The sequence below is a fragment of the Psychromicrobium silvestre genome (genome assembly GCF_013408295.1).
Taxonomy (GTDB): domain Bacteria; phylum Actinomycetota; class Actinomycetes; order Actinomycetales; family Micrococcaceae; genus Renibacterium; species Renibacterium silvestre.
The window spans coordinates 516,080-536,544 of record NZ_JACBYQ010000001.1 but is presented as its reverse complement, the minus strand read 5'-3'; the positions used below and the strand labels follow the sequence as shown (position 1 = coordinate 536,544).

Below are 20,465 nucleotides of genomic sequence, written 5' to 3'. Positions count from 1 at the left end.
TAAAGACTGTCAAAACGTTCAAGCCGAATGGCTCCGACAACTTGCCTTAGCTCGGGGTGGCCGGGTCTTCAAAACTCACCGAATTAGCTGGGCTTGGGACCCTGAAGAGCGCTCCATGCTGGCGCTATTCCCGGAGTCGCTGGAGCCCGTTGGTCTACGACCGGCACTTGCCGAGGCCGTCCGCTTGGGAGCTGCCACGGCGGGGATCTGGTCCAATGCGGCGGTCCGGGCCACCGAGGCCCTCAAGCTAGGGTTCGACGTCGGCTGGCAGCCTTGGTGGATGGCCGCACCATTATCCGGGTTCCCGGCTGCCGAGACGAGCGATGGATTTTCTACCGAGCAAGCGGCTGGCTTACCCGAGGGTTGCTGGCAGGCGGAAGCGACACAGAATGGTCAGTGGCTAGGCCGGGGTAGAGTCTTTCTCCCCGCTGCAACTGCAACTGCGACTGCGCCGTTGGCAGGTATCTTCGATCTGTTGGTACTGCCCGAGTATCAACGCCAGGGACTAGGCGGCAGGCTGTTGCGCTCCTTGGCCCAGCGTGCCGGGCAGCAGGGGGCGCAACAGCTCGTACTGAACTCGACCCCGGCCGGTGAGCGGCTCTACCGCGCACATGGCTTCGAGCTGATCGGCCGAGGACGAACGTACTGGTTACAGCTTTAATTCTGCTTCTTGCGGGCTTTACCAGCCGCGTTCGGCGAGCCGGTGTGGCATTCTGAGCGGACTCGCACTCAGGACCGCCGGCGATTGGCTCATCAAGTCCTAAATAATGGACAGCAAAAATGATCCATATTCATTGACCAGGTGCCGATGAATCCGAGACGCTCGACGTTGATTGAGCCGGCTAAGGCTCCCCATGTACTGATTCGTGAGCTCTTGAGACGCGGGAGAATCCAGACACACCGGGGCGACGTCGCTGCCCAATTCAGTCCTCCCCGCGACGTGTGCTGAAGATTAAGTTCGAAGACCTTGTTTACTAATCCGTTTAAAGCTATTTAAGTTATTAACTTGTTTTGGATGATTTGGAGGATGGTGTTTTGGTGGTGGGTTTGAGGGTTGATGTGCAGGCTTTTATTGCTGCTGCTAAGGCCCTTGCTGCTGCTGGTTCGAAGGTTCAGGACACGAAACCTTTGAGGGATGGCGATCTCGGTGCTTCCGGCCTGGAACACCAGATCGTTGTCCTTGCCCCGTCATGGTCGAAGGGTGCGGCCGCGTTTATTGCCGCGTTGACCTCTGCCGGGAAGCAAGTCGCCCATGCCGGGACCGAGTTCATTCAGGTCGATAAAGCCCTGGCCGGGAAGTTCGGGAACTCAGTGTGAAGAACGTTCAAGGAGGACGCCATGGTCAGGCCTGGTGATTGGTCGCTGTTGGGTGGTTCTGATCCTTGTCCTGGCAGTATCGATGATGTCCAGGCTGCTGCGAGGACGTGGCAGGATAACTACAACATTCTCAACGAGGTCCGTTCCGGACTGGCCTCTTCCGGGATCACCGGTACCGGTCAAGCAGTCACCGCTATCCGAACCCTCCTGAACCGAAACGCAGCCCTAGCCGGTGCCATCGCCGACAGAGCACAAACTAACGCTGACGTGTTCTTCACCTGGGGTGGTCAACTCACCCAGTTTCAAGCCGACGCCGACCGACTCCTCACCCAAGCCATCCAGGCCGATGAAGATCGCCAACAAGCCCTCGCACTCATGGCAGCCTCCGGTGGCGGAATACCCACCCCCACCCTCCAATCACCCTTTACCCAGAACACCCAGAACGCACCGGCTTCCCCGTTCCCAGCTTCTACTGATGCGGGGTTGGCGGGGTTGCTTGAAGACCAAGCCCGGGAAGCGGATAGGCAGCGTGGCCAAGCCCTGTTGAATCAAGCCCAACAACACCTCGATGACCTGTCCCGCCAAGCAGACGAACTCCACCAAGCCCACCAAGACGCCGGAAATACATGCGCGAAAAACCTGCAACCCCTCGACCTCGCCGCAGTCACCCACGACTCAGGGATCGATCCAACCATCCCGGTCGGCGCAGGCGCCCTCACCGCGTTGCTGAATCCGGGTAAAGACCCGGACCTGAAAAAATTTGACACCCTACACAGCAAAATCAACACCGGTAACAACTCGGCCCGGAACGACTACCTGGAACAGTTAGCCAAACTCACCCCAGAACAACTCGTCCTCTACAAGTTGTGGAAACCAGAACAAACCCGCAACCCACTCCCCGCCCTCCCCGGCGAAGACGTACCCAGTGCAAAGAAATGGTGGCAAAACCTCAACAAAACAATTCAACTCGCCCTCATGGGAGCCGTCCCCGGCATCATCGGCAACCTCAACGGCATCCCCTACACCACCCGTAGCAAAGCCAACGACGCCCTCATGAAAGAACTCAAAGACGACCCCACCACCAACAAAAACACCCTCACAGCACTGAACGTCATCGAGGACAAACTTGTCCTTGACAACGGTAAGAGAAACCCGGATCGGTCGATCATTTCCTTCGACCCGAACAACGGCAAACCCCTCGCCGCCCTGGCCATCGGGAACCTGGACACAGCCGGGAACGTGACCTGGAACGTCCCCGGCATGAACACCACCGTCTCCGACGGCATGGAATCCTGGGCCGACTCCGCCCAAGACCTCTACAAGAACCAGACCGAGGAGTTCAAACGGCTTCACAAGGACGGGAAGAATGCCGTGGTGGCGTGGATTGGGTACGACACTCCACCGGCACCACCGGCCAGTTGGGGTGTTCTCTTCACAGATGCGGCGGTCAAGGGAGCCGATAAGCTTCAGGTCGCCCTCGATGGTTTCCAAGACACCCGCGGACCCGGTAACGGATACACGATCAACGTGGCCGCTCACTCCTACGGCACCACCACCAGCTCCATAGCCCTGACCCACACAAAGTATCCGGTAGATACCGTGGCATTCTTCGGCTCCGCCGGAATCGACCCCGACCGAGTCCCCAACGCCGCAGCCATGCACGTCAACCACGGCACAGACGGCCAACCCGCAGTCTACGAAACCCACTCCAGCAGTGATCTCATCGCCCCGACCGGCATTGCCCTCTCCCAAGGAGCACTCCCCGCAGAACTGCTATTTTCATCCCCGATCAACAACTCAGTCCTCGGCAACCCCGCTGACCTGGTACCACGAGAGGATCCGACCTGGGACCGGTTCGGCGGACATAACTTCTCTTCCGAAGGCGGCTACGACCAGAACCACAAAATCTACAACCACGTCGATGGTCACGATGCCAACGGTCGCGGCGACCATCGGAGCATCCTGTACGCCTCATCAGGGGACGGATACCTCAACATCGATACTGAGTCGAATCACAACATCTCACTAATCACCACCGAGCAAGGAGAGAAAATCCAGGCACTGGCACCGCTGGATAAGAATCCCGATGGCTCTTACGATGACACAAAGTTCCACGACAAAACCCATCCGAATGGCTGGCAACCCTCCGACTGGGATAGCGGCCCGCTCGGGGAACCTAACCCCAGTACAGCCCCACCAGATAACGGAGGCTACCGAGGACGATGAGCAAAGCAGAACACCTGGACGCCGAACAACCTAAAGTGATCACCATGCCCGCCACACGTCACAAAAAAGTCGCATCCCTCGTCCTTGCTAGTTGCATCGCGCTGGTGATGTTGACCGGATGCGCAATCTTTCCCACTTCCCCGAATGGAGACCCCGTGCCTAGTAATGGAAGCACTGACCCAGCACGCCCCTTCAACGGCACCCGCCCCGCCAAAGTCGTCAAACAAGACATTTACGACACCGTCGAAGATGTCGTCAAACACTCCGGGGCGAAATTCCCCACCTGGAACCGAGCCAATCCGCCTGGGCTTAGCGTGGATTACTGTGTCGTGGACGACCACGAAGGCACCTCCTACTCGGTCTCGCTGGAAGGCGGGCCTGTTACCGATTCAGACAAAGCCATCGAGACGATGAAAGCCCATTGGGAATCCCTCGACTACTCCATCGGAACCTACTTTCACGATATGGGAGGCAACACCACGGGTCGGGAACTCAACGCCACCAGCCCGGCAGGAGCCCAAATCCAATTCGTGCCGGCTTCCGGCAACGGCACTCTCATTTATGCAGAGAGCGAATGCACCCTCGACCCATCTGCAAAGGACCGCCCCTTCCTGTCCGACCCTCCCTCCACGTAAATCGGACATGTTCAGGCTCGAATCGAAAAGCTTCCCAAGGGGCTTCTTCGTCTTTGCTAGTTGCATCGCGCTGGTGATGTTGACCGGATGCGCAATCTTTCCCTCTTCCCCAAATGGAGACCCCGTGGAAAGCAATGGAGGCACCGACCCCACCCGCCCCTTCAACGGCACTCGCCCCGCCAAAGTGGTTGAGAAGGATTTCTACGACACCATTGATGACGTTGTGAAACACTCCGGGACGAAATTCCCCACCTGGAACCGAACCAAACCGAAAGTAATCCTGGTTGATTCTTGTGCGGTCGGTGACCACAAGGGAACAAAATTTTCGATTTACCTTGAAGGTGGACCAGTTATCGATTCCGACAAAGCGATTGCCACCATGAAAGCGCACTGGGAGTCTCTGGATTACACCATTGGGTTGTACTTCCCAGACATGGGAGCCAACACCACAGGGCGGCAGCTGAACGCTACTAGTCCTGTCGGTGCCGAAGTCCAATTCACACCCGCCGAGGACGGCAGCAGTATTAGCGTCGAGAGTGAGTGCACCCTCGACCCGGCTGCCACAGAGCGGCATGCCCCGACAGACACAGCGCCTTAGATCAGTTGTTCGATTTTATTTGGTAAACAGCGATTGATGTGAAAGATGTGTTGTTAGTTGGCCGGTCAAAAGTTTTATGGCGAGCTCGTTGCCGCCGGTACCCAGTTGGATAACGGGCCGGCTGATTTGGAAGGGAAGCTTTCTGAGTTGCAGCGTCAGATCCAGTCCTTAGTCGCTTCCGGTTATGTGACGGATTCTTCCTGGAAAGCGTTCGAATCCGAGTATGCCCAGTTCACCTACGGAGCACAGCAACGGCCAGCGATCTGGAAAGCCTAGCAGGCTAGCCATCCCGCGCAGCTACCACCCTGGCATCCAGGGTTCGTTGTGGCCGCCGAGCTGGGCTCAAAGGGGTGCGCTTAGCTAGGAGGACATAGCGATGAAGCCTGTTTCCGAGGTCGGCCACGAAGAGCTTAGCGATTTCAAGCGCAGGTTCACATAGTAGTGTGGGCGAGCAAAGATACCCCTCTTCGCAATCACCAGATCCTAAAGCACAATATTTAGGCGAGTTTGCTAGAACGCTTTTGTGGTTCGGGCTGCTCGCTTGCTTGATCGGGAAACCACGGAGCGAGTAACCAGTGAGTCCGCCGACTTCGATGATGCAGTCAAGCTAGCTGAGTCGGATAACCAGGCGGCTCACGGCAAAATGGCCGACGAGTCGTTGACTCGTCGGCCATTCCTTATGCTCAAATCAGGGTGTGGATACTCACCTTAGACACCCGTGATAGTCCAGCCACGCATCACCAAATCTGTGGCAGCGCAAGCCAGAAGACCTTTACCAGCCGCGCTCAGCCAAGCGGTGCGGTTCCGGAATTTCTTCGACGTTAATGCCGACCATGGCCTCGCCCAGTCCGCGAGAGACCTGAGCGATAACGTCAGGGTCATCGTGGAAGGTGGTGGCCTTGACGATGGCGGCAGCGCGCTCGGCCGGATTGCCGGACTTGAAGATCCCGGAGCCAACAAACACGCCGTCCGCACCAAGCTGCATCATCATGGCAGCGTCGGCCGGGGTGGCGATGCCGCCAGCGGTGAACAGCACCACGGGCAGCGAACCGCGCTCGGCGATTTCCTTGACCAGTTCGAACGGGGCTTGCAGTTCCTTGGCGGCGACATAAAGCTCGTCCTCGGCCATCGAACCAAGACGCTTAATTTCGGCACGGATCTGGCGCATGTGCGTGGTGGCATTGGAAACGTCGCCGGTACCGGCTTCACCCTTGGAGCGGATCATCGCGGCGCCTTCGTTGATGCGGCGCAGCGCTTCGCCAAGATTGGTGGCACCACAGACGAAAGGTACGGTGAACTTCCACTTATCGATGTGATTGGTGTAATCGGCCGGGGTTAGCACCTCGGATTCATCGATGTAATCGACGCCCAGCGACTGCAAGACCTGTGCTTCTACGAAGTGTCCGATCCGAGCCTTAGCCATCACCGGAATGGAGACCGAGGAGATGATGCTGTCGATCATATCCGGATCGCTCATCCGAGACACTCCGCCTTGAGCGCGGATATCGGCGGGAACGCGTTCGAGCGCCATCACGGCAACGGCTCCGGCGTCCTCCGCAATCCGAGCCTGCTCGGCGGTGACCACGTCCATGATGACCCCACCCTTGAGCATTTCGGCCATTCCGCGCTTAACCCGGCTGCTGCCGGTCAGGTTTCCGGATTGTTCAGTGGTTTCGGACATTTTGGCTCCTCGAGGTGCTACGAAAACTCAATAACAGCAATGATCCTAATCATCTCAGCGAGCGAAACCGAGGGTTTTCGGGGTCCTCAGATTAGTTAAGGGCCACAGGAATTTCTGTGGCCTGCTCCTGACCACAGCCTAGGCAGCCAGTCGCCCTCGTATCGCTACCGGGTCGATGGGTAGCGCCGCGAGTAAGCTCGCCGCCGGATCGGGTTCGCTCCGGTCTAACAGCGCCAGCATTAGGTGCCGTGAGCTAATGATTCGTGCTTTCTCGGCCACCGCTTTGCTCAGCGCCAGTTTGATCACCGTTTTAGCACTCACGGTCATGAGCGGAACGCGACTGTTGAGCACGGCTCCCCCGTTGGACTCAAATTCTCCGACCGCGAGCCCAATCGCGGCGAGTGCTGTACGGTCGAGCTGATCGGCGGCCTGCCGAGCTGCCGTAGCATCGACGCCGATGAGCTGGGCAAGCGTCTCGTCTCGTAACAGGGCGATTAATAGGTGATCGGTCCCAATCCTTCGGTCACCACGTCGACTCGCCTCGAACCGGGCATCCTCCACCGCTGTTCTGGCCGAGCGTGCAAACCTCTCAAACATTGCCTTCTCGCTTTCCGTATTTTGCGTGCACCGACTGACGCGTGACGCCCAGGGCTTCACCGATTTGCTCCCACGACCAGCCTGCCTCGCGTGCACCAAGAACATGTACCGCCTCAACTCGCTCGGCGAGACGATGCAATGCCCCCACGGCACGAAGACCACTGGCGGGGTCTGCCGCCTGTAAATGTTCCAGGTCCCACGATTCCATAGTTGTCAGTTTGGCTTGACACCTTGAAAATGTCAAGCCAAACTGACACCATGACCCTTGCGTGGCTAGAACAAATAATGGGGAGGTGACGACTGTTGGTGCCGCTCCGGTCAGCCTGGCTCTTGCAGCTGAGCTAGCCGTGCAAAACATTTGAGTCATTGTGGTCGAACGGGGCGTCTTCGCCGGCGACGCAACGCCACCTCGAGGAACTGAATGCCTATGAGAGGGTCCGCCGCCTTGCAGCACAGCCAAGAGCGAAGCAGCAGCTTATTCCTGGCCCTCCACCGCCAGAGCCTGATTCCGCACCACCAGTACGCGCTGAACGATGGTTACGATGCTGGCGATCGCGAGCAACACCAGCACGATTAACAGCACGACAGAGGGAATCCCCAGCCCAACCAGGCCGGTAGCCACCAGTACAACTACTAACCGTTCGGAACGCTCGGCAATACCGACATTGGCGGTCAACCCAAGGCCCTCGGCGCGGGCCTTGCTGTAGGACACTAGGGAACTCAGCACCAGGCAGCTGAGGGCCAAAATGGCGATAGCCGGGTTATTGCCGCCCAAGAAGAACCAGATCACCAAGCCGACGAAGACACTGCTATCCCCTAGGCGATCCAGGCTGGAGTCAACAAAAGCTCCCCAGGGGCCCTTGCGCTGCATCTGCCGAGCCATCAGGCCGTCGACAATATCGGAGAACACAAAGATGGTAATGACCACCGTTCCCCAGAAGAGCTGCCCCAGGGGGTACCAAATCAGCGCACCCGCCACCACCCCGAGGGTGCCTACCAATGTCACCAGATCCGGCGAGACCCCCCAACGCACCAAAAGCTGCGCCAGCGGTTTGAAAATGGCGGCAAAAAGCCCGCGCGCGTATTTATTCAGCATCTCGGTCCGGCTGCTCCGCCCAGGCTTGGGCCACTTGTTCGCGGACCTCACCCAGGGTTTGGGTGATCGCCTTGGTCTGCGCGATGATCGGCAGGAAATTTCCATCCCCACCCCAACGCGGCACCACATGCTGATGCAGGTGCCCGGCAACTCCGGCGCCGCCGGTCACGCCCTGATTCATACCGAGGTTGAAGCCAGAGGGGTTCGAAACCCGGCGCAGGACGGTCATGGCGGTCTGCGACAGGGCAGAGAACTCCGCTGTTTCCTCAAGGCTTAGATCCGTGTAATCCGGCAGATGCCGGTAGGGACAGACCAAAAGATGACCAGGGTTGTAAGGAAACAAGTTCAGCACTACATAGCAATGCTCGCCTCGGTGCACAATAAGGGACTCCTCATCGCTGCGCTTCGGCACTAAGCAGAACGGGCAATCTTCCTCGCCCTGATTGAACTGTGCTTGGCCGCCTTTGATGTAAGCCAGTCGATGCGGAGTCCAGAGCCGCTGGAAGGCGTCCGGCACGCCTGCCAGCTCAAAATCGTCCGTCAGTTCGCTCATTGCAAGCCGTCGCTGCGTTCCCGCACTAGCCGAATGATTCGCTCCACGGCCTCATCCACCGGTACGCCATTGTCCTGGCTACCGTCCCTGAACCGGAAGGAAACTGCCCCAGCCTCGGCATCCTCTCCGCCTGCAATCAAAACGAACGGGATCTTATCCTTGCTAGCGGTGCGAATCTTCTTCGGGAAGCGATCGGTGGAGAGATCGGCCTCGGCCCGAATACCCGCCTTCTTGAGCCGGGCGACCACCTCAATAATGTACTCATCAAAAGCTTCCGCCACGGGGATACCCACCACCTGAACGGGGGCGAGCCAAGCCGGGAAAGCACCGGCATAGTGCTCGGTCAGCACGGCCAGGAATCGCTCCACCGAGCCAAAGAGAGCACGGTGAATCATGACCGGACGCTGCCGCGAGCCGTCGGCTGCCTGATACTCCAGCTCAAAGCGTTCCGGCAGGTTGAAGTCCAGCTGGATTGTGGACATCTGCCAGGTTCGGCCGATGGCATCACGGGCTTGGACGGAGATCTTCGGGCCGTAGAAGGCCGCGCCACCCGGATCCGGGACCAGCTCCAGGCCGGAGCTCTCGGCGACCTCAGCCAGGGTCCGGGTTGCTTCCTCCCAAGCCTCGTCCGAGCCGACGTACTTCTCCGGATCCTTGGTGGAAAGTTCGAGGTAGAAGTCCTCTAGGCCGTAGTCCTTGAGCAGGCCGAGCACGAAGTTCAGGGTTGAGGTCAGCTCATCCTTCATCTGCTCGCGAGTGCAGTAGATATGAGCATCATCCTGAGTCATCCCACGAACCCGGGTCAGTCCATGAATCACTCCGGACTTCTCGTAGCGGTAGACCGAGCCGAATTCAAAGAGTCGCAGCGGCAGTTCGCGGTAGGAACGGCCTCGTGAGCGGAAGATCAGGTTGTGCATCGGGCAGTTCATCGGCTTGAGGTAGTACTCCTGGCCCGGTTTGCGCACCGTGCCGTCCTCGTTCAGTTCCTCATCGACATGCATGGCCGGGAACATGCCATCCCGGTACCAGTCCAGGTGACCGGAAACCTCGTAAAGGTGCCCCTTGGTGATGTGCGGTGTGTAAACGAAGTCATAGCCAGCTTCAATATGCCGGGCTCGCGAGTAGTCCTCCATCTCCTTGCGGATAATGCCGCCCTTGGGATGGAAGACCGGCAGCCCCGAACCCAGTTCATCGGGGAACGAGAACAGGTCCAGCTCGGTACCGAGTTTGCGGTGGTCGCGTCGCTCGGCCTCGGCGATCCGCTCCTGATAGGCCTTGAGCGCGTCTTTGGTAGGCCAAGCGGTTCCGTAGATGCGTTGCAACTGCTTATTGGCCTGATCGCCCCGCCAGTAGGCAGCCGCGCTACGGGTCAAAGCATAGGCATTGGAAATCAGCTTGGTGTTTGGCAGGTGCGGTCCACGGCACAGGTCCTTCCAGACCACGTTGCCGTCCTTATCGAGATTCTCGTAAATGGTCAGCTCACCGGCACCCACCTCCTGAGCAGCGCCTTCGGCTGCTTCCGCGCCATTACCCTTCAGGCCGATCAATTCGAGTTTGTACGGCTCGTCCCGCATAGCCTCAATGGCTTCGGTTTCGGTCACCACCCGGCGTGCGAAGCGCTGATTCGCGTTGACGATCTTGAGCATCATCTTCTCAAGTTGCTTAAGGTCTTCGGGGGTGAAGGGCTGCTCCACGTCGAAGTCGAAATAGAAGCCATCGGTGATATGCGGCCCAATGCCCAGCTTGGCGTCCTGGCGAAGCTGCTGCACCGCCTGCGCCATCACATGGGCAGCGGAATGCCGCAGCACATTGAGCCCATCCGGCGAATCGATCGTGACGGCCTCCAGCACTGAGCCCGCGGTCAAGGGCTGGTGAAGATCCTTCAGTTCCCCATCAACGCGGACGACGACGATCGCCCGGTTTTCGCGGTATAGCTCGGCCGCGGTGGTACCGGCCGCCACTTCGGTGGCTTCGCCGTCGACGGTGAGATTGATGAGTTCAGACAAGGATGCCTCCCAGGCGCGTTACGGCTTCAGGGCCATGGCATACGGGGACCACGGCAGCCTTCATCGATGGTATCGGCTCGGCGGAGGCAAAGTCACTTCCCGCTCAGCCGAGTTGGGCTCGCATTTCCTGATCGGCCAGCAGCACGATCCGACGCATCTGCTCTTCGGCTTGATCCTGGTTCCCGCGCTGGATGGCATCCGCCACGCCCAAGTGCCAATGTCGGGCTTGACTATCAGGCCGTTCGGGCATTAGCCCGTGCTCGGTCCGGCCACGAAGCACCTCCCCCACCGCCTCGTGCAAATGCGCGAACATCTCGTTTCCCGAAGCTCGCAGAATGAGTGCGTGGTATTTCATATCGGCTAGCAAGAAGCTCTCCAGATCGCCCGCATTCCCGGCCGCCACCAGCGCTCCCGCCAGTCGCATCAGCTCGCTGCCCCGGCTCACCTCAATCCGTTGTGCTGCCAGCTTGGCGGCGAGTGGCTCCACCCCGAGTCGAAGTTCGGTGATCGACAGCAGCTGTTGGGCGCGCTGCGGGCCGTTCAGCCGCCAATGGATCAGTCGACGGTCGAAGACATTCCAATGTCCAGCGGCTTCCACCCGGACCCCCACGTTTCGGGTTACCGATACCATGCCCAGAGCTTGCACCACCCTGATCCCCTCGCGCGCCACCGAACGGGTAGCGCCGAAGCGCTCCTGCAGCTCCTCGGTACGCACCACCTGCCCGGCGAGCAGCACGCCGTCGGCAATCTCCTGACCGAACCGGTCCACGAAATCCCGATGATGACTCGGTGTCACTTTCACCCCTAAAGTCGGATCTTCCTCAACATTAAATTGAATAAAGCATACTTACTAGGTAATCTGGCTCACAATACACATCCGCCGAACCAATGAGGTTTCATGTCTCCTCAGACCGCGCTGGCCATTCTCCCGGCTGCCTCCGAAGCAGCACAGCAACCCTGGAACTCCCATGACACACTGTTGATCATCCTGGCAGCGGTTGGCATTGCGCTCATCGTCGTGCTGATCGCCAAGTTTAAGATGCATCCCTTCCTGGCACTGATTCTGGGCGCCGCGGTTGTTGGCCTGGGTTCCGGTATTGAGCTGGGCAAGGTGGTTACTAATTTTGAATCGGGCGTCGGCTCGGTGCTGCAGGAAGTCGGTCTGCTGATCGCCCTGGGTGCCATGCTGGGCAAGCTAATGGCCGATTCCGGTGGTGCCACCAAGGTGGTGGATACCTTGCTGGCCAAGGTATCTGGAGCCAAGGTGCCCTGGATGATGGCTCTGGTGGCGGTCATTATCGGGCTGCCAATGTTCTTCGAAATCGGCCTGGTGCTGCTACTACCGGTGATTGTCCTGGTGGCTCAGCGATCAAAAACCAAACTGATGCGAATTGCCATCCCCGCCCTCGCCGGGCTATCCGTACTGCACGGCCTAGTGCCGCCACATCCCGGACCGCTGATCGCCATCCAGGCCGTCAATGCTCCGCTCGGCCTCACCTTACTCTTCGGCATCCTGGTCGCCATTCCCACCGTGATCATCTGTGGTCCACTTTTCTCCAATCTCGCAGCACGCTGGGTTCCGGTCGATGCGCCGGCTTCGGCTGGTGGAGTGAACACTCGGAACAATGAGACCGATCCGGAAGTGAAACGCCCACCGAGTTTCAGCGTAACCGTGCTGACCATCGTCTTCCCGGTTCTACTCATGCTGGTCAAAGCCGTGGTGGACATCTTGGATTCCAATTCTGCCCAGCCCAGCACACTGCGTGTGGTGGTTGATTTCATCGGCGAGCCCCTTGTGGCGATGACCCTGGCGGTGCTGCTCGCAATGGTCAGCTTTGGCTATGCGGTAGGGCTCAGCGGCGCCGCTCTTGCTAAGAAAATTGGGCAGAGCGTAGGACCCATCGCCGCAGTGATCCTGATCGTGGGCGCCGGTGGCGGTTTCAAACAGTCCTTGATCGGGGCCGGGGTGGGTGACTCGGTGGCCAAATGGGCTCAAGGTGCCAGCATCTCGGTGCTGGTGCTGGGCTTCCTGATCGCCGTCGCGTTGCGACTGGCCACCGGTTCGGCAACTGTGGCAACCATTACCTCGGCCGGGATCGTTGCTCCGCTCGCTGGTTCGCTCTCCCCCGCACACGCCGCTCTGCTGGCTTTGGCGATTGGCTCCGGCTCGCTTTTCCTCTCCCATGTCAACGACGCGGGCTTCTGGTTGGTCAAAGAGCTCTTTGGACTGACCGTAGGGCAAACCTTTAAAACCTGGTCGGTAATGGAAACCCTCATTTCGGTGGTCGGCTTCGGCCTGGTCATGCTGCTTTCGGTGCTGATCGCATGAGCGCCCATCCGGTTCTGGTGGTGATGGGGGTCTCAGGCTCCGGTAAGTCCACGGTGGCTGCCCTACTTGCCGGGCAGTTGGGGTGGGATTATTTAGAGGGCGATGATCTCCATCCGGCGGCCAATGTAGCCAAAATGTCCGCAGGCATCCCACTTAATGACGAGGACCGTTGGCCCTGGCTGCTGAAGATTGCAGATTGGATTGGCGAGCACGAAGCTGATCAGATGCCCGGTGTGGTGACCTGTTCGGCGCTTAAACGAAGCTATCGGGACAGGCTTCGGCAAGCCAATGTCATTTTCGTCTATCTGGCTGGGAGCAAACAGGAAATCTCCGAGCGGCTGTCCGCACGACACGGTCATTTTATGCCACCCGCGCTTCTGGATTCTCAGTTCGAGGCGCTGGAACCGCCAGCCCAGGACGAGGCGGCATTGACCGTACAGATCAGCCATTCCCCCGTTGAGGAGGCCGCCGAGATCATTCAGCGGCTCCGACTCAGCGCTAGTTGAGATCCGTTCAGTCCACGCCCCACGGTTCCAGAATGCCGCCATTCCATGGCAGCACCAAGTAGCCATTGCAGCAATCCTGGAGAGCCCCTTGTAGTTCGAGCATGGTGTTAATCTCTTCCAGTGCCGCTTCTAGATCAGAGATTTCGACGGCGAAACGGGCTGTACACTCGGTGAGCGGCTGCCAGCGCGGCTCGGCACCGGCGGCTTGTGCCGCCGCGAGCGGCACCTGCTCCGATTCCTCCAGGGTGATCAGAAAAGACAGTCCCTGCTCGCTTACTAAGAAGTTTTCTTCGGTCACCGAAGCCGCTTGAAGGTCATGCATTGGCAAGGTGTTCAGGGCGCTTTCCAAGCTGGCAGCGCCCCGCCGGAAATAGACAAAGAAACGATCCTGCGGGGAAGAACTCATAACTCAGCATATCCACCCGGAGACCGGGGTTGTAGCGGCCCGGCTTAGACTAGTTGGATGCCGGATTCATTGCGCTCCTCGGTTCTGAACCTGATCCAAGCCGCAGAGGACGGCGCCCTCCCGTCCATTGTGCAGGCGGGGCACCCCGCGCTCCGTGCGGTCTCGCAGCCCTGGGATGCTCAGCTTGAGCCCGAGGAACTAGCCGCCCTGATTGAAATAATGCGCAGCACTATGCACGCCGCTCCCGGCGTCGGCCTCGCCGCACCGCAACTAGGCATCCCGCTCCAATTGGCTGTTCTTGAGGACAGCTTTACGGTCTCCGAGCAGATTCAAGCCACTCGGGAGCGGGAGCCGCTGCCCTTCTTTGCCATCCTCAATCCCCGCTATGAACCGTTGGGTAGCGAAAAAGCAGAATTCTATGAAGGCTGCCTCTCGATGTCGGGATGGCAAGCCGTGGTATCCCGGCACCGCTCGGTCGGACTTCACTTCATCGAAGCCAATGGCCAACAGAGCTACCGGGAGTTCACCGGATGGCAGGCTCGGATTGTGCAACACGAGACCGACCACCTCAGCGGCACACTGTACCTCGATCGGGCAGAGCTTCGGTCGCTGGCGAACAACGCGGAGTACGCCGGACGCTGGGCACAGCCCGGGATTGAGCTGGCCCAGCGCGAACTGGGTTTCTAGTTCCCGCTCGCTCAGTTGTTCTGCGCGGTGGGTAGGTATTTAGCCCACCACTGCAGAATGTATTCGAAGCGCTGTTTCCGATGATGTGGGCGCCCCGAGCGGGATAGCTCATGATTCTCACCGGGAAAAATCAGCATCTCGGTTTCCACGCCCAGACGTTTCAGCCCGACGTAATAACGCTGCGCCTGCTCGATGGGGCAACGCCAGTCCTCCTCGGAATGCACTACCAAAGCAGGAGTGCGAACCTCGCTAAGTTGAGCCATCGGGGACTGTGCAGCAATTAACTCCGGATTGCTGCCGTTGTACTCATCCGGGAAGATCCAGCCAATATCGCTTGAGCCGACAAAGCTGAGCGGGTCTAGATACCCTCGTTCCACAATGGCAGCGGTGAACCTGTGATCCTGGCTGATCGTCCACGCGGTCAGATATCCGCCGTAGGAACCTCCCATTATCCCGAGTCGCTCACCGTCGAGTTGCGGGAATTCTGCGAGCGCCCCTTCGAGAAAGCCAAGCACATCGGCGAAATCAACGGTGCCCATCTGGTGCTTAATGGCTCGCGCATGCTGATAACCGTAACCAGCCGCTCCGCGCGGATTGCACATCACCACGGCGTAGCCCGCCTCAACGTAGACCTGTGCCTCATCGAAGATTCCGCAACCGTACTGCGCGAAGGGTCCGCCGTGGATGTTCAGCAAGACCGGATGTGGCCCTTCCCCCGGTGGCAGCAAAGTCCAGCCATGCACCGGATAACCGTCCGAGGAGGGGAAGCTGTGCTCGTGCAAGGCAGTGACTCCGGCTTGAGCCCGGAACTCGAAGGAGAAATCGGTGAGTTTCTGCAGCCCCGCATCGGAGAGCAGCGCGAGGTCCCCGAAGCTCTGAGCATCGGTATAACTGAGCACGGTTCGTCCGGACGCGGTTGCCGCCGCGGTGACGAGCAGCGGCTCATCGACCAGCAGAGAAGTTTCGCCGGAGGCCTCGAAACGATGTAGCCGTTGCCTGCCGCGGGCTCGTTCAAAGGCCAGTACGGCATCGGGGCCGCTGCGAACCAATTCGGGAGATTCGCCAAAGTCCTGGTTCTCCGAGTCGCTGAGGCGTCGCCAACTCACGGATTCATCGCTACCCACCGGGCGAACGAAAACCCCGCTTTGGGCGGCCACAAAGTCTGTCCCGGTGCTCCCCAGTTCCTCACCCAGTGCAAAGAGCCACTTCCCGTCCGCGGATTCGGTGGCACTGGAGATCGAGAAGCCACTAAAGGGATAGTTGTTCAGCTGCTGCAGCTCGCCGCCCTCGGCGCTCATCGAGAATAGTTCTGAGCAACCATCCGAGCTATCTAGACGTTGGGCAATAAAGTAAATTCGTTCACCATTGCTGCTGTAGCGGGGCGCGCTGTGCTCAAAAGGAGATTCGCTAAGCCGTCGGGGCTGGGGTACCGGGCTAAAAGAGTCCGCTGATTGCCCCTTTGCTCTGCCCACCGGTTCAACGGTGGGCTCCGCATCAAGAGCCGGCACCTCGACGTCGAAAATCTGGGAAGTTTTGTCGGTAGTGAAGCCCTCGCCGTTCATCCGGTATTTAACTCCGGTGATCAGCCTGGGTGCCTCGGCATCGGCGCCAACGCCGTCCAGGGTGCCATAGCGGCCTTCTTCGGGTACGGCCGCGGTAAAGACAATCCGTGAAGAGTCCGGGGACCACTGAAAGGAACCCACCCCAAGCTTTTGATCGGTAATCGCCTGCGGCTCACCCCCGCGAGCATCGACCAAATGCAGTTGAGCCGCTTTGCCCGGGGCCGACCTGAGGAACGCCAGAGCGGCTCCGTCCGGGGAAAACTGCGGTGCCGAGTCACGGAATCCTCGGGTGATCCGGCGCGGCTTGGCGCCTGGCTCTAGTGGCACCTCCCAGAGCTGCCCGACGTAGCTGTCAGCATTGAAATCCGGACGGTTAACGCTGATCACGGCGTACTCTGCTGTGGGGTGCAGAGCGGGAGCGGAGACAAGGTGAATGAGCGGAAGATGTTCTGGTTTCACCCTATTCACCCTACGCTCGAGCCGCCCGCCCTGGACAGTCCCGGACAATCTTTCGGCTACCTTTGCCCTCCGCCCGCTATTCCATGAGTCCGCCCCTTAGGATGAACTCATGCGCCAGGACGAAATCTCTCCGGTAGCTCTCCAGGCGTTGATCTGCCCGGTCTGTGCCGAACAATTCACTGCCGAGCAGCAGGGCACCCCCGGCTTGCTGTGCGGCAGCGGCCACCGCTTCGACTTCTCCCGCCATGGCTATCTGAATTTGCTCTCCGGAAATCGCAGCAAAGCCACCCCGGAGACTGCCACAATGATCGGTGCGCGCAGCCGCTTCCTGGAGGCTGGCCATTTCGCTGGCTTGGCCCGGGTATTAAGTAGAGTGGCCAGCAGACTCGCCCCTCAGCGGCGTGCGGACTCACTCATTCTGGAGGCCGGAGTCGGTACCGGCTACTATCTCAAGGCGGTGCTCGAAGATGCCCCGGCAGTGGCCGCGCTCGGGCTTGATCTATCCCCCGAGGCACTTCGGCGAGCCGCTCGGGCACTTCCCGGAACTCTCCAAGTGGTGTGGGATCTCTGGCGACCACTGCCGCTGGCAGCCAAGGTGGCCGACGTCGTCCTAGTAGTTTTTGCGCCACGCAACGCGGCTGAATATCACCGGGTGCTGCGCTCCGATGGTGTGCTGTTGGTGGTCACCCCACTGCCGGAACATCTCTCCGGCTTGCCCCAGATCGCCGGGAGGCTGGGCCAGCAGCAAGATAAGCAAGCCGCCCTGCATCACGGTCTTTCGGAGCATTTCGAACTGATCGAAGAGTCGGAGCTACGCACCGAACTCCTACTGAGCGCGCAAGCTGCCGAAGACCTGATCATGATGGGTCCTTCCGGCCACCATCTGGCGACGGATAACCTTAGCGCTGCCCTTGATCAGGCGGAGTATCGAGTACAGGAGGCCTTCCAGATCTCGGCTTTCAGGCCGATTCGGCTGCCAGCCCAGCGGCCGGTGCTTCCGCTTCCTCAGTCTCCCTAGTTTTTTTAGCGGCACGCTGCCGGGGTTTGAGATCGACGAAGAGTAAGCGAAATGCAATTTGAGTGATGGGGCCGATGCCGAGCGCAAAAATCAGGGTGCCAATGCCCGCTACCCCGCCCAGGAAGAAACCGATCACCACGACAGATACCTCGATCCCGGTGCGGATCATCCAGACCGGCCTGCCAGTACGCCGAACCAAGCCGGTCATCAGACCATCACGCGGTCCCGGCCCCAATCGGGCACCGACATAGAGCGCGGTGGCGAAGGCAAGCAAAAGCAAACCGGCCAGGAACATGAGGGCTTCCCAGAGAAGGTTGTGCTGTGCCGGGATCAGCGAGAGCCCGGCGTCCGCGAAGAAGCCAATCAGCACCGCATTGGCCAAGGTGCCAAAGCCTGGCATCTGTTTGAGCGGAATCCAGAGTAGGAGCACAGCTCCGGAGATTAAAATCGTGCAGGTTCCAAACGACAATCCGGTGGTGTGCGCGAGTCCCTGGCCGAAGACATCCCAAGGTGAAGCCCCCAGATTTCCGCGGATCATCAACGCAATAGCAATGCCGTAGGCGAGCAAGCCCAGGAAAAGCCGGATCAGCCGGAGGACAAGGTTCTCGGTGGTCAGGAAAGTCTTCACCACTCTAGAGTCGGTGAAATTGGCCTGACCGAATAGTACCAATCTCCGTAATCTGGCCTGGATATCCGCTGATGCATCGCCTAAAGTGGCCCTATGACTCAGATTGTCTCCGCCCGCAGACTGGCCCGAGAGTTGGGCGAATGGCGCTCTCATCGTGCGGCTTACCTCGCGCTGGCGGACCGTGTCCGGGTCATGCTGATCGACGGCAGGCTAGCCAGTGGTTCACGACTACCTGCCGAACGTGAGCTAAGTAGCGCGCTACAGGTCTCCCGTACCACCGTGGCTGCGGCCTACGCCCAATTGCGTGAGGACAGTTACCTGCACAGCGTGCGTGGCTCCGGATCAACACTTTCACTTCCCGACGGACACCGAGGCGCAATTCCGCTGCCCCAGGAAGTTCCGCTTGATTTCACCAAAGCAGCGGCAGCCGCCTATCCGGGCCTGCCCGCTGCCTATCAGTTCGCGGTGGAGCAATTACCGAACTATCTCAGCCATCAGGGATTCGATATGCAGGGCCTGCCGGAGTTGCGGGCCGCCGTCGCCGATCATTACATCGAACGAGGTTTGCCCACCACTCCTGATCAGGTGCTCATCACCTTGGGGGCGCAACACGCTCTCAGCCTGCTGACGCACACCATCTACTCCCCCGGCGAACGAATCCTGATCGAACATCCCACCTATCCTCATGCCATCGATACCTTCTTGGCTGCCGGAGCACGACTGCTGGCCATGCCGGTGAGCTCGGAGGGCGGCTGGGATGTTGCCGAAGGTCAGATGCTGATCCGTCGAGCAGCGCCCAGCATGGGGTTTTTGATGCCCGATTTCCAGAATCCCACCGGGGCCAGCATGAGCGCCGACGACCGCGAACGGCTAGCCCGGCTAGCAGCGCGTGAAGGAACTACCTTAGTGGTGGACGAGACCACCGCCTCATTGGACATCGATCGGGGCTCGATGCCACCGATGGCCAGCTTCTCCGGCAGCATCGTCACGGTCGGCTCGCTCGGCAAACTGGCTTGGGGTGGGCTGCGCATCGGCTGGATCCGAGGCTCCCGAGACCTGCTGGCCCGGGTCTTGCGCACCAGGCCCGCGATGGATCTAGGCACCCCGCTGCTTGAGCAATTGGCTTCGATACATCTGCTCGGCGAGACCGATTTAATGGCAGCCAACCGGAGCCGTGGGCTGCGTGCCGGACGTGATCTGCTGGCCGCGGAGCTCGCTAGACACTTTCCGCAATGGCCGGTGCATCTGCCCGACGGCGGGATGTCACTGTGGATCAATACGGGCGAAACCTCCTCCTCCGCGCTGGCGCTAGCCGCGCGGGCGGAAGGCCTTGCCCTGGTCCCCGGACCCCGCTTCGGCTTAGAAGGTGCTTTTGAACGATTCCTGAGACTACCTTTTACCTACCGCGACGATGAGTTGAGGGCGGGTGTTCAGGCGCTGGTCCGTGCCTCCCGCTCGGTGGGTAGCGTGCCCGGAAGAATGCCCCTACAAGCTGTTATCTAGGCCGCTAGAAACCTCCTCAGTCTCGATTTAGTCTCAATCTCATCTCTTTTACATTCCCTGGGCTAAACTTCTGTGCGCCAGCTCATGACGTAGTAGGCTGGAAACAGGCAAGGGCCTGGATCGCAGGCAAAACGCAGGGTCAGGAGACTGAAATGTTCGAGTGGCTATTCGAGAACGGCTGGGCCCTCTGGCTCATCGTGTTTCTGATTCTGGCCGGAATCGAGATCCTTACCCTCGATCTGTTCTTCATCTTAATGTCCGTCGGCGCTCTGGCAGCTCTAATCTCTTATTTCCTGGGCGCCCAGCTCTGGCTCCAGGTCGTGGTTTTCTGTGTAGTGGCACTCGCCATGATTTTGTTTGTGCGGCCGATTGCCCTCCGCCACCTTCACAAGGGCCCCAACGATCAGCGCACTAATATTGATCGGCTCATCGGACACCCCGCCGTCGTGGTGCAGGCTGTCAGCACAGAGGGCGGGCTGGTAAAAATAGGCGGCGATACCTGGAGCGCCCGAACCCGTGGCCAGACCACCTTGCCAGCGGGAAGCAACGTCGAGGTCATCCAAATAGAAGGTGCCACCGCGATCGTTACCCCGCTGCCCACCGCATCATCCCAGGGCTCACCGGCAACTCCGGCTGGATTATAAGTTTCTACCCGGAA

The 20,465-nt window shown here is 59.5% G+C and carries 22 protein-coding genes; 12 read left to right on the top strand and 10 right to left on the bottom strand.

The features are described from left to right. Nucleotides 1-115: 115 nt before the first annotated feature. The 6 genes from FHU41_RS02580 (at nt 116) to FHU41_RS02555 (ending at nt 5,052) form a co-directional block, all read left to right on the top strand. On the top strand, nt 116-661 hold the full coding sequence (locus FHU41_RS02580; protein ID WP_179388079.1) for a GNAT family N-acetyltransferase: 546 nt from the start codon (nt 116-118) through the stop codon (nt 659-661). A 350-nt stretch (nt 662-1,011) separates the two neighbouring features. Next, the gene (locus FHU41_RS02575; protein WP_179388078.1) at nt 1,012-1,317 is read left to right on the top strand and encodes a hypothetical protein; all 306 of its coding nucleotides are present in this window, start codon (nt 1,012-1,014) and stop codon (nt 1,315-1,317) included. Nucleotides 1,318-1,338: 21 nt separating this feature from the next. Beyond that, complete coding sequence (locus FHU41_RS02570) at nt 1,339-3,543, top strand: alpha/beta hydrolase (protein WP_179388077.1); 2,205 nt, start codon at nt 1,339-1,341, stop codon at nt 3,541-3,543. Next, a complete protein-coding gene (locus FHU41_RS02565; protein WP_179388076.1) occupies nt 3,540-4,178 on the top strand; it encodes a hypothetical protein in 639 nt (212 codons plus the stop codon). Before FHU41_RS02570 ends, FHU41_RS02565 begins: the two co-directional genes overlap by 4 nt. A 124-nt stretch (nt 4,179-4,302) precedes the next feature. Beyond that, a complete protein-coding gene (locus tag FHU41_RS02560) occupies nt 4,303-4,776 on the top strand; it encodes a hypothetical protein (protein WP_179388075.1) in 474 nt (157 codons plus the stop codon). A gap of 57 nt (nt 4,777-4,833) precedes the next feature. Next, on the top strand, nt 4,834-5,052 hold the full coding sequence (locus tag FHU41_RS02555; protein WP_179388074.1) for a hypothetical protein: 219 nt from the start codon (nt 4,834-4,836) through the stop codon (nt 5,050-5,052). 496 nt (nt 5,053-5,548) lie between these two features. Here FHU41_RS02555 and pdxS read toward each other — a convergent pair whose 3' ends face one another. The 7 genes from pdxS to FHU41_RS02520 all read right to left on the bottom strand — a co-directional run bounded on the left by pdxS (nt 5,549) and on the right by FHU41_RS02520 (nt 11,505). Continuing rightward, nucleotides 5,549-6,457, bottom strand: a complete 909-nt coding sequence (gene pdxS / locus FHU41_RS02550) for a pyridoxal 5'-phosphate synthase lyase subunit PdxS (protein ID WP_179388073.1) — start codon at nt 6,455-6,457, stop codon at nt 5,549-5,551. A 138-nt stretch (nt 6,458-6,595) separates the two neighbouring features. Further along, the gene (locus FHU41_RS02545) at nt 6,596-7,054 is read right to left on the bottom strand and encodes a Clp protease N-terminal domain-containing protein (protein ID WP_179388072.1); all 459 of its coding nucleotides are present in this window, start codon (nt 7,052-7,054) and stop codon (nt 6,596-6,598) included. Beyond that, nucleotides 7,047-7,262, bottom strand: coding sequence for a helix-turn-helix domain-containing protein (locus FHU41_RS02540; RefSeq protein ID WP_179388071.1), 216 nt, complete (start codon nt 7,260-7,262; stop codon nt 7,047-7,049). Before FHU41_RS02540 ends, FHU41_RS02545 begins: the two co-directional genes overlap by 8 nt. 267 nt (nt 7,263-7,529) lie before the next feature. Beyond that, nucleotides 7,530-8,150 (bottom strand): phosphatidylinositol phosphate synthase, encoded by a 621-nt coding sequence (pgsA, locus tag FHU41_RS02535; protein ID WP_179388070.1) that lies wholly within the window; start codon nt 8,148-8,150, stop codon nt 7,530-7,532. Further along, entirely contained in the window at nt 8,140-8,703 is a 564-nt protein-coding gene (locus FHU41_RS02530; protein ID WP_179388069.1) for an HIT family protein, read from the bottom strand. The genes pgsA and FHU41_RS02530 overlap by 11 nt, the downstream gene beginning before the upstream one ends. Next, nucleotides 8,700-10,709, bottom strand: a complete 2,010-nt coding sequence (gene thrS, locus FHU41_RS02525; RefSeq protein WP_179388068.1) for a threonine--tRNA ligase — start codon at nt 10,707-10,709, stop codon at nt 8,700-8,702. The genes FHU41_RS02530 and thrS overlap by 4 nt, the downstream gene beginning before the upstream one ends. Before the next feature lie 103 nt (nt 10,710-10,812). Then, a complete protein-coding gene (locus FHU41_RS02520) occupies nt 10,813-11,505 on the bottom strand; it encodes a FadR/GntR family transcriptional regulator (RefSeq protein ID WP_343046226.1) in 693 nt (230 codons plus the stop codon). A 102-nt stretch (nt 11,506-11,607) separates the two neighbouring features. On the opposite strand from FHU41_RS02520, the gene FHU41_RS02515 reads away from it, so the two are divergent. Both FHU41_RS02515 and FHU41_RS02510 read left to right on the top strand, forming a co-directional pair. Then, nucleotides 11,608-13,038, top strand: coding sequence for a GntT/GntP/DsdX family permease (locus FHU41_RS02515; protein WP_179388066.1), 1,431 nt, complete (start codon nt 11,608-11,610; stop codon nt 13,036-13,038). Next, entirely contained in the window at nt 13,035-13,544 is a 510-nt protein-coding gene (locus tag FHU41_RS02510; protein ID WP_179388065.1) for a gluconokinase, read from the top strand. Before FHU41_RS02515 ends, FHU41_RS02510 begins: the two co-directional genes overlap by 4 nt. A 7-nt stretch (nt 13,545-13,551) precedes the next feature. On the opposite strand, the gene FHU41_RS02505 is transcribed toward FHU41_RS02510, so the two are convergent. After that, entirely contained in the window at nt 13,552-13,950 is a 399-nt protein-coding gene (locus FHU41_RS02505) for a hypothetical protein (protein WP_179388064.1), read from the bottom strand. A 57-nt stretch (nt 13,951-14,007) separates the two neighbouring features. Between FHU41_RS02505 and FHU41_RS02500 the strand changes: the two genes are divergently transcribed. Continuing rightward, complete coding sequence (locus FHU41_RS02500) at nt 14,008-14,637, top strand: peptide deformylase (protein WP_179388063.1); 630 nt, start codon at nt 14,008-14,010, stop codon at nt 14,635-14,637. A gap of 11 nt (nt 14,638-14,648) precedes the next feature. Here the strand turns inward: FHU41_RS02500 and FHU41_RS02495 are convergent, their stop codons facing one another. Further along, complete coding sequence (locus FHU41_RS02495) at nt 14,649-16,658, bottom strand: prolyl oligopeptidase family serine peptidase (RefSeq protein WP_179388062.1); 2,010 nt, start codon at nt 16,656-16,658, stop codon at nt 14,649-14,651. 109 nt (nt 16,659-16,767) lie between these two features. On the opposite strand from FHU41_RS02495, the gene FHU41_RS02490 reads away from it, so the two are divergent. Then, nucleotides 16,768-17,676 (top strand): putative RNA methyltransferase, encoded by a 909-nt coding sequence (locus tag FHU41_RS02490; RefSeq protein ID WP_179388061.1) that lies wholly within the window; start codon nt 16,768-16,770, stop codon nt 17,674-17,676. On the opposite strand, the gene yczE is transcribed toward FHU41_RS02490, so the two are convergent. Next, nucleotides 17,618-18,304 (bottom strand): membrane protein YczE, encoded by a 687-nt coding sequence (yczE, locus tag FHU41_RS02485; RefSeq protein WP_343046225.1) that lies wholly within the window; start codon nt 18,302-18,304, stop codon nt 17,618-17,620. The genes FHU41_RS02490 and yczE overlap by 59 nt on opposite strands. Before the next feature lie 93 nt (nt 18,305-18,397). On the opposite strand from yczE, the gene yczR reads away from it, so the two are divergent. Both yczR and FHU41_RS02475 read left to right on the top strand, forming a co-directional pair. After that, on the top strand, nt 18,398-19,807 hold the full coding sequence (yczR, locus tag FHU41_RS02480) for a MocR-like transcription factor YczR (protein WP_179388060.1): 1,410 nt from the start codon (nt 18,398-18,400) through the stop codon (nt 19,805-19,807). Nucleotides 19,808-19,959: 152 nt separating this feature from the next. Beyond that, nucleotides 19,960-20,451 (top strand): NfeD family protein, encoded by a 492-nt coding sequence (locus tag FHU41_RS02475; protein ID WP_179388059.1) that lies wholly within the window; start codon nt 19,960-19,962, stop codon nt 20,449-20,451. The last annotated feature ends 14 nt before the right edge of the window (nt 20,452-20,465 follow it).

Coding starts and splice junctions, on each gene's coding strand:
- FHU41_RS02545 (WP_179388072.1), bottom strand. CDS start 7,054: ATGTTTGAGAGGTTTGCACGCTCGGCCAGAACAGCGGTGGAGGATGCC.
- FHU41_RS02490 (WP_179388061.1), top strand. CDS start 16,768: ATGCGCCAGGACGAAATCTCTCCGGTAGCTCTCCAGGCGTTGATCTGC.
- FHU41_RS02510 (WP_179388065.1), top strand. CDS start 13,035: ATGAGCGCCCATCCGGTTCTGGTGGTGATGGGGGTCTCAGGCTCCGGT.
- FHU41_RS02505 (WP_179388064.1), bottom strand. CDS start 13,950: ATGAGTTCTTCCCCGCAGGATCGTTTCTTTGTCTATTTCCGGCGGGGC.
- FHU41_RS02530 (WP_179388069.1), bottom strand. CDS start 8,703: ATGAGCGAACTGACGGACGATTTTGAGCTGGCAGGCGTGCCGGACGCC.
- FHU41_RS02570 (WP_179388077.1), top strand. CDS start 1,339: ATGGTCAGGCCTGGTGATTGGTCGCTGTTGGGTGGTTCTGATCCTTGT.
- pgsA (WP_179388070.1), bottom strand. CDS start 8,150: ATGCTGAATAAATACGCGCGCGGGCTTTTTGCCGCCATTTTCAAACCG.
- FHU41_RS02580 (WP_179388079.1), top strand. CDS start 116: ATGCTGGCGCTATTCCCGGAGTCGCTGGAGCCCGTTGGTCTACGACCG.
- FHU41_RS02500 (WP_179388063.1), top strand. CDS start 14,008: ATGCCGGATTCATTGCGCTCCTCGGTTCTGAACCTGATCCAAGCCGCA.
- yczR (WP_179388060.1), top strand. CDS start 18,398: ATGACTCAGATTGTCTCCGCCCGCAGACTGGCCCGAGAGTTGGGCGAA.
- pdxS (WP_179388073.1), bottom strand. CDS start 6,457: ATGTCCGAAACCACTGAACAATCCGGAAACCTGACCGGCAGCAGCCGG.
- FHU41_RS02515 (WP_179388066.1), top strand. CDS start 11,608: ATGTCTCCTCAGACCGCGCTGGCCATTCTCCCGGCTGCCTCCGAAGCA.
- FHU41_RS02540 (WP_179388071.1), bottom strand. CDS start 7,262: ATGGAATCGTGGGACCTGGAACATTTACAGGCGGCAGACCCCGCCAGT.
- FHU41_RS02475 (WP_179388059.1), top strand. CDS start 19,960: ATGTTCGAGTGGCTATTCGAGAACGGCTGGGCCCTCTGGCTCATCGTG.
- FHU41_RS02565 (WP_179388076.1), top strand. CDS start 3,540: ATGAGCAAAGCAGAACACCTGGACGCCGAACAACCTAAAGTGATCACC.